We start from the raw sequence: 7,082 nt of genomic DNA, 5'->3' as shown, positions 1-7,082 counted from the left end.
CGTGCTGGCCATTGCCCGCGACGGTCTGCGCGCCCGCGCCGTCCGGTCGGACACCGGCGCGGACGAGTCGGCCTATCTCGATCCGCTGGACGCGATCGCTGCCGGTGGACCGACGCAGGCCGAACACTGGCTGTCACGCTTTTCCACCGCCTGGGACGGCGACGTGCGTCCGATCTTCACCGAGGCGGCGGTCTAGGCCCCCTCGTCAGGCCAGGCCAGCATCCCGATCCGCGCGATCTCGCGCAGACGCTCACGCGAGGCTCCGTCGCGGGCCTGCACGGCCATCCCGCGCAGGAGTGAACCGTAGAACGCCGCCAGTGCATTGGCGTCCGTGCTCTCCGGCAGATCCCCGTCCGCCACACCGCGTTCCAGCCGCGTGGCCAACGCGGCGTCGGCCCGGGTGCGCTGGCCGGCCAGAAGATCGCGCACGCGGACCTGCCCGGGGGAGCATTGCGTGGCCGCCGTCGAGATCATGCAGCCGGCCGGCTGGTCATCACGGGTGAATTCGACCGCCGCCGCCGCCATCAACGCATCGAAAGCGGCGCGGGTGCCCCCCTCGCGCGCCAGAGCGTCGAAAAACCATCCGCCAGCCACGCGGAGATAGGCCTCGATGGCCTCGTGGTACAAGGCCTCCTTGCTTCCGAACGTATTGTAGAAGCTCGACGCGCTGATCCCCATGGCACCGGTCAGGTCGTCGAAGCTGGTCCCGTCATAGCCACGCTCCCAGAACAGACGCATGGCCGCGCACAGTGCCGTCTCGCGCTCGAAACAGGCCGGGCGGCCGCGGCCGCGCCTTTCACCGCCGGGTTTCGGTCCTCCGCTTTTTTTTGGTGTCATCGCTCCATAAATCCTTGACCGCGTGAAGGCGCGTCTCAATATGCCTCAATGTTGGAGCGATCGCTCCACATTTCAAACACCGCAAAGGCCCGCACGGGCCCCGAAAGGTCATGACACCATGAGCAAGCTGTCAGGAAAAGTCGCCGTCGTCACCGGCGCGTCCAAGGGAATCGGGGCCGGTATCGCCAAGGCCCTGGCGGCCGAAGGCGCCGCCGTGGTCGTCAATTACGCGTCGAGCAAGGCCGGTGCGGACGCCGTCGTCGACGCCATCACGCAGGCCGGCGGCAAGGCCGTCGCGGTGCAGGGCGACGTGGCGCGCAAAGCCGACGCCCATGCGATCGTCGATGCGGCGGTGTCGCACTACGGTCGGCTGGACATAGTGGTCAACAATTCGGGCGTGTACGAGTTCGCGCCCCTTGGCGAGATCACCGAGGAGCACTTCCACCGCCAGTTCAACATCAACGTGCTGGGCACGCTGCTGACCGCGCAGGCCGCGCTGCCCCATCTGGGCGAAGGGTCCAGCATCATCAACATCAGCTCGGTCGCCGCGCGCATCACGCCGCCCAATGCGTCGGTCTATAGCGGTACCAAGGGCGCGGTGGATGCGATCACGGGGTCTCTGGCGCGCGAGCTGGGGCCGAAGAAGATCCGCGTCAACGCGATCAACCCGGGCCTCGTCGAGACCGAAGGCACCCACACCGCTAACGTCTCCGGGTCGGAGATGGAACAGGCGATCGTCGCCCAGACCCCGCTGGGGCGGGTCGGCCATGTCGACGATATCGCACGACTGGCCGTGTTCCTGGCCTCGGACGACGCGGGCTGGGTGACGGGCGAGGCGCTGATCGCGTCGGGCGGCCTGCGCTGACGCCTTCGTCCCCTGGCTGATCGGGGCCGGCCGGGAGCAGGCGCCCCTTGCCAGCCCCCCCGACGGCATGGTCTTGAGGCCCGGACGGTTCCCCATCTTTCCGAGGCCCCATGATCCGGCTCGACACCATCAGCAAGCGCAACGGCCATCGGGTCATCTTCATCGAGGCGTCGGCGGCCCTTCTGCGCGGCGAAAAGATCGGCCTGGTCGGCCCCAACGGCGCCGGCAAGACCACCTTGTTTCGCCTGATCACCGGCCAGGAGCCACCTGACGAAGGTCAGGTGCTGGTCGATCGGGGCGTGTCGATCGGCTATTTCAATCAGGACGTCGGCGAGATGGACGGCCGTAGCGTCGTGGCCGAGGTGATCAGCGGCGCGGGCCCCGTGGCCGAGATCGGCGCGGAACTGGCCGAGCTGGAAGCCGCCATGGCCGACCCCGACCGCTTCGACGAGCTCGACACCATTCTGGAACGCTTCGGAGAGGTGCAGGCCCATTTCGAATCGCTAGGCGGCTACGCGCTGGAAGGCCGCGCCCGGGAGGTACTGCACGGCCTGGGCTTCGCGCAGTCGATGATGGACGGCGACGTCGGTCGTCTGTCGGGTGGCTGGAAGATGCGCGTGGCGCTGGCGCGTATCCTGCTGATGAAGCCCGACGTGATGCTGCTCGACGAGCCGAGCAACCATCTCGACCTCGAAAGCTTGATCTGGCTCGAGACGTTTCTCGGCGGTTACGACGGCGCGTTGTTGATGACATCGCATGACCGCGCCTTCATGAATCGCATCATCAACAAGGTGATCGAGATCGATGGCGGCACGCTGACCAGCTTTTCCGGCGACTACGAATTCTACGAGGAACAACGCGCGCAGAACGAAAAGCAGCAGCAGGCGCAGTTCGAACGCCAGCAGGCGATGCTGGCCAAGGAAGTGGCGTTCATCGAACGGTTCAAGGCCCGCGCCTCGCACGCCGCACAGGTGCAGAGCCGGATCAAGAAGCTCGACAAGATCGACCGGGTGGAACCGCCCAAGCGCCGCCAGACCCTGTCGTTCACCTTTCCGCCCGCGCCGCGTTCCGGCGACGCGGTCGCGACCTTGCGCGGTGTGGACAAGCGGTATGGCGAGCGCGTGATCTACCGGGGCCTCGACCTTCTGATCCGTCGTCAGGAGCGCGCCTGTGTGCTGGGCGTCAACGGTGCCGGAAAGTCGACGCTGCTGAAGCTCGTGACCGGAACCAGCACGCCCGATGCCGGCACGGTGACCCTCGGCGGCAGCGTGAAGATGGGCTATTTCGCGCAGCATGCGATGGATCTTCTGGACGGCGATCGCACGGTGTTCGAATCGCTCAACGATGCGTTCCCGCTGGCGGCCCAGGGCTCCCTCCGCGCGCTGGCCGGCGGGTTCGGCTTTTCGGGCGATGACGTGGACAAGCCCTGCCGCGTCCTGTCGGGCGGCGAAAAGGCCCGGCTGGTCATGGCGCTGATGCTGTACGATCCGCCGAATTTTCTGGTCCTCGACGAGCCGACGAACCATCTCGACATCGCGACCAAGGAAATGCTGATCACCTCGCTGCAGGACTACGAAGGCTCGATGCTGTTCGTCTCGCACGACCGGCACTTTCTGGCCGCCCTGTCGAACCGGGTTCTGGAAGTCACACCCGAAGGACTGCATCGCTACGAAGGTGGCTACAGCGAATACGTCGCCCGCACGGGGCGCGAGGCACCGGGTCTGCACGAATAGCGTGCGACCGGGGCGCATTGCACCCCTGCCCCCGGGCGGCATAGTCTGGACCGCACCCAGTTCAGGAGCCCACGCTTGACCGGATCACCCTCGACGACGCGCCCCTCCATTTTTTTGCCCGAAGCCCGCCCCGGGATTCAGGCGATCGAGGAGTCGCTGATTCGCGTGATCGCGCAGTCGGCCGTGGGGGTCGAGGACGTGATCGGCCTGTGGTACGGCGAACCCGATGCCGTTACGCCGGCCTTCATCACCCATGCCGCCAAGGTCGCCCTCGACCGGGGCGAGACGTTCTACACCGCCAATGACGGCATCCCGCCGTTGCGCGCGGCGATCGCGGAGTATCAGACGCGGCTGGGCCGGGCCTCGGTCACGGTCGACCGGATCGTGGTCACGTCCTCGGGCACGCACGCGCTGAACATGGCGTGTCTGGCGCTGCTCTCGCCGGGCGACCGGGTGGTGGTGCCGCGTCCGTGCTGGCCCAATCTGGTGGGAATCCCCTCGCTGTCAGGCACGCAGGTGACCGGCCCGTCGCTGCGCCTTGTCGACGGGCTGTGGCGCCTCGACCTTCAGGAGCTTCTGGCCGCGCTGACACCGCAGACACGCATGGTGATCCTGAACGCGCCGGGCAATCCCACGGGCTGGATGCTTTCGCGCGCGGAGCAGGAGGTCATCCTCGCGCATTGCCGCCAGCACGGGATCTGGATCCTCGCCGACGATGTCTATGACCGTCTGGTGTTTTCGGGCGGTGTCGCGCCCTCGTTCCTCGATCTCGCAACACCGCAGGACCGGGTGATTGCGGTCAATTCCTTCTCGAAATCCTGGGCGATGACGGGCTGGCGACTGGGCTGGCTGACCGTGCCCCACGGTCTGGGACCGGTTCTGGCCTCGATGAACGAGTTCGTCATGTCCTGCGCGCCTGGCTTCGTGCAGGAGGCCGGAATCGTGGCCCTGCGCGACGGCGAGCCCTTCGTGCAGGGCATTGTCGGCCATTATCGCGAAGCCCGCGACTATGTCGCCGACCGGCTGGGTGCGGTGCCGGGTCTCAGCGTGCCGCGCGCCGAGGGCGGCATGTACGCGTTCTTCCGGGTCGAGGGTTGCCGCGACAGCCTTACTCTCGCCCGGAATCTGGTGCATCGGGCGGGTGTCGGGCTTGCCCCGGGCAGAGCGTTCGGCCGCGAGGGCGAAGGCTATATGCGGCTATGCTTTGCCGTCGGACGGGAACGGCTGGAGCAGGCCTGCGCCCGGATCGAGACCTATCTTGCCACGCATGGACCCAACTGATGCCCGCTCTGCCCCCCCCCGTCCGCACCGCACTATGTGCCCTGAGCCTTCTTGTCGCCGGCAGCGTCGTCGCCCCTGTCGTCCCACGGGCGGCGACCCCCACGCTTACGGCCCCTGACCAGCAGACGCTATCGCGGATCGAGGCGACCCTGAACGCCATCACGACGCTGAAGGCGCGCTTCCAGCAGATCGCGCCGGACAATGCGCGCACCACCGGCACGGCGTGGCTCGATCGTCCGGGCCGGATGCGTTTTGCCTACGACAAGCCAAGCCAGCTTCTGCTGGTCGCCAACGATGGCAAGGTGGTGTTCCACGATGGTGAGCTGGGCCAGACCACCACGATCCCGCTGGAGCGGACGCCGCTGGGCCTGCTTTTGCGACCGGGCCTGCGCTTTTCCGGCGATGTGGCGGTGACGGGGTTCGACCGGTCCGACGGCCTGATCCGCGTCACCCTGGTGCGCGCCGCATCGCCCGGCGACGGCAGTCTGACACTGGTGTTCAACCAGCAGCCGCTTGCGCTGAGATCATGGAGCGTGATCGATGCGCAGGGGCGCGAGACGCATGTGGACCTGTTCGACGTGCATCTGGGCGTGCCGGTGACAGCCGACCTGTTCGTACCCCCGGCCGAAGACTGATCCGCGCGCGGGGCGCGTTGTCACGCTCCGCGTACCCGATCGTCACCGCCCGCGTGCCTCAGTCGTGCGAGCGCCGGGCCGAGCGGAACAGCGCCCATTCCTCGACCACCCGGCCGTCCGGCAGGTGGCAATAGCCGGCCTCGCCCCCCGTGTCCTTGCGGATGTCGAGTGTGCCGCCGAGCTTGACGCAGTAGGCCGACGCCGGGTTGGGCATCCCGATCGGCGTGGGACCGGCGGCCGACGCACAGGCGCCCAGCGGGGCGAGGGCCGCCAGTGTCAGGAAGGGTTTCATCGACGCTCCGTTAAAGGGCGGGACGACAGCGCCACGTGGGCCCGACAGCCGGACCGTGGCACTGGTACCGTCAGGGACACAGGGTCAGAGAAGCTTCTGCGCGCGGCTGAGCACGGCATTGCACATCTTCTGCTTCAGGCCGGCCTTGAGGCTGGACAGCGAAAAGGCATTCCCGTTTCCGATCATCAGCTGCCCCTGCTGTCCGGCGGTATAATCGCCTGACGAGGTCACACCCTGCTGGCCGGTCAGGCCGCTCAGCGCCGCTGCCGCGCCGTTGCCGCTGACGTAATTGTTCTGCACGCAGTAACTCAGCACGCCGGCGACGTTGCCCGAGCTGGCCGAAGTCACGCCCGGCAGCATGCCGCCCATCAGGCCGCTGCCGCCGGTCATGCCGCTCATCCCGGTCATCCCCGACATTCCGTTCATGGCGTTGTTCGCCCCGCCGACACCGGGAATGGACTGCGCCCGCGCCGATCCCGCCAGCAACCCGACCGCGACCATACAGACAACGATTTCCCTAGAATAACGCATGGTTTCATCCTTCTTACATCGTCCGGACACAAGCCCGCAGCCACTGGGCCCCGAAGCGGTCCCTGTGTCACTAACATGTGGGCGCGGGGCGGGTTCGCTGTTCGGCGGCCGCGCCTGCGTCGCCCCGGCATCACCTTTTGCTCTTGAACGCAATCGCGGCTATGGTGCGTCCGCAGCCACCTTAAAGCAATACGAGTGCCCCCAATGCTGTGGGCCTGTCAGAGGTGCGATTGTGCGCTACGGAGCGCGCTGCTGCGGTTTCAAGGAGACCTGCCATGGCGACAGGTACCATCAAGTGGTTCAATTCTACCAAGGGCTACGGCTTCATCGCCTCGGACGCGGGCGGGCCGGACGTGTTCCTTCACGCCAGCGCCGTCGAGCGGGCCGGCCTGCCGTCCGTGCTGGAAGGCCAGCGCTACTCGTATGACGAGGAGCTTGGCCGCAATGGCAAGAGCCAGGCGGTCAACCTGAAAGCGGCGTAAGCACGCTGGGGATCGGGGGCCTTCGGGCCCCTTTTCTTTGTCCGCCGACCGGCGGACCGGCCGAGCGATGGGTGTGCGGCGTCCGCAGCAGCCGCTGACGGATCAACAGCGCCCGCCCGGGACACGATTTTCATCGGTCTCAGACTCTGCCGTCTATATCGATTGTCTTTGGATTTCGGCTGGTGGAAGGGGTTGGATTCGAACCAACGTAGGCGCACGCCAGCGGATTTACAGTCCGCCCCCTTTAGCCACTCGGGCACCCTTCCGGCCGGCGCTGTTGCTACCGTTGTCGGGGGGGCGGTGTCAAGCCTCCGCCCGCACGTTTCATCGGGCTTGGCGCGGGGCGCTGTCGCGCGGTAAGGAGCAGCATGCGCACCCGATCCCGCCCGACCAGTCCCGGCCAGCCGTCCCCCTCCCGCGAGGGTG

8 protein-coding genes, 1 tRNA gene and 1 pseudogene are annotated in these 7,082 nt (G+C 67.1%); 6 read left to right on the top strand and 4 right to left on the bottom strand.

Annotation, left to right across the window (positions count from 1 at the left end; all coding sequences use genetic code 11):
* A pseudogene (locus HUK82_RS13230) lies at positions 1-196 on the top strand (glutamate--cysteine ligase); the annotation flags it as partial.
* On the opposite strand, the gene HUK82_RS13225 reads toward HUK82_RS13230, so the two are convergent.
* Positions 193-837, bottom strand: a complete 645-nt coding sequence (locus HUK82_RS13225) for a TetR/AcrR family transcriptional regulator (protein ID WP_246495347.1) — start codon at positions 835-837, stop codon at positions 193-195. The pseudogene HUK82_RS13230 and the gene HUK82_RS13225 sit on opposite strands and share 4 nt — an antisense overlap.
* 118 nt (positions 838-955) lie before the next feature.
* Between HUK82_RS13225 and HUK82_RS13220 the strand changes: the two genes are divergently transcribed.
* The 4 genes from HUK82_RS13220 (at position 956) to HUK82_RS13205 (ending at position 5,351) form a co-directional block, all read left to right on the top strand.
* Positions 956-1,702: a glucose 1-dehydrogenase gene (locus HUK82_RS13220; protein ID WP_176614407.1), complete on the top strand. Its 747-nt coding sequence runs from the start codon at positions 956-958 to the stop codon at positions 1,700-1,702.
* Between the two features lie 110 nt (positions 1,703-1,812).
* On the top strand, positions 1,813-3,435 hold the full coding sequence (locus HUK82_RS13215; protein ID WP_176614406.1) for an ABC-F family ATP-binding cassette domain-containing protein: 1,623 nt from the start codon (positions 1,813-1,815) through the stop codon (positions 3,433-3,435).
* A gap of 75 nt (positions 3,436-3,510) precedes the next feature.
* The gene (locus HUK82_RS13210; RefSeq protein WP_212648012.1) at positions 3,511-4,716 is read left to right on the top strand and encodes a pyridoxal phosphate-dependent aminotransferase; all 1,206 of its coding nucleotides are present in this window, start codon (positions 3,511-3,513) and stop codon (positions 4,714-4,716) included.
* Positions 4,716-5,351, top strand: coding sequence for a LolA family protein (locus HUK82_RS13205; RefSeq protein WP_176614405.1), 636 nt, complete (start codon positions 4,716-4,718; stop codon positions 5,349-5,351). Before HUK82_RS13210 ends, HUK82_RS13205 begins: the two co-directional genes overlap by 1 nt.
* A 58-nt stretch (positions 5,352-5,409) precedes the next feature.
* On the opposite strand, the gene HUK82_RS13200 is transcribed toward HUK82_RS13205, so the two are convergent.
* Both HUK82_RS13200 and HUK82_RS13195 read right to left on the bottom strand, forming a co-directional pair.
* Positions 5,410-5,643, bottom strand: coding sequence for a putative hemolysin (locus HUK82_RS13200; protein WP_176614404.1), 234 nt, complete (start codon positions 5,641-5,643; stop codon positions 5,410-5,412).
* 84 nt (positions 5,644-5,727) lie between these two features.
* On the bottom strand, positions 5,728-6,174 hold the full coding sequence (locus tag HUK82_RS13195; RefSeq protein WP_176614403.1) for a DUF2501 domain-containing protein: 447 nt from the start codon (positions 6,172-6,174) through the stop codon (positions 5,728-5,730).
* A 275-nt stretch (positions 6,175-6,449) separates the two neighbouring features.
* Between HUK82_RS13195 and HUK82_RS13190 the strand changes: the two genes are divergently transcribed.
* Positions 6,450-6,656 carry a cold-shock protein gene (locus tag HUK82_RS13190; protein WP_176614402.1) on the top strand — a complete coding sequence of 69 codons (207 nt, stop codon included), beginning with the start codon at positions 6,450-6,452 and terminating at the stop codon, positions 6,654-6,656.
* 180 nt (positions 6,657-6,836) lie between these two features.
* Here HUK82_RS13190 and HUK82_RS13185 read toward each other — a convergent pair.
* Positions 6,837-6,922, bottom strand: a tRNA-Tyr gene (locus HUK82_RS13185).
* Positions 6,923-7,082 lie beyond the last annotated feature (160 nt).

Origin of the sequence: Ameyamaea chiangmaiensis (assembly GCF_013376175.1) — a bacterium.
Taxonomy (GTDB): Bacteria; Pseudomonadota; Alphaproteobacteria; order Acetobacterales; family Acetobacteraceae; genus Ameyamaea; species Ameyamaea chiangmaiensis.
The sequence above is the reverse complement of the archived record's forward strand: the minus strand, read 5'-3'. Positions and strand labels throughout refer to the sequence as shown.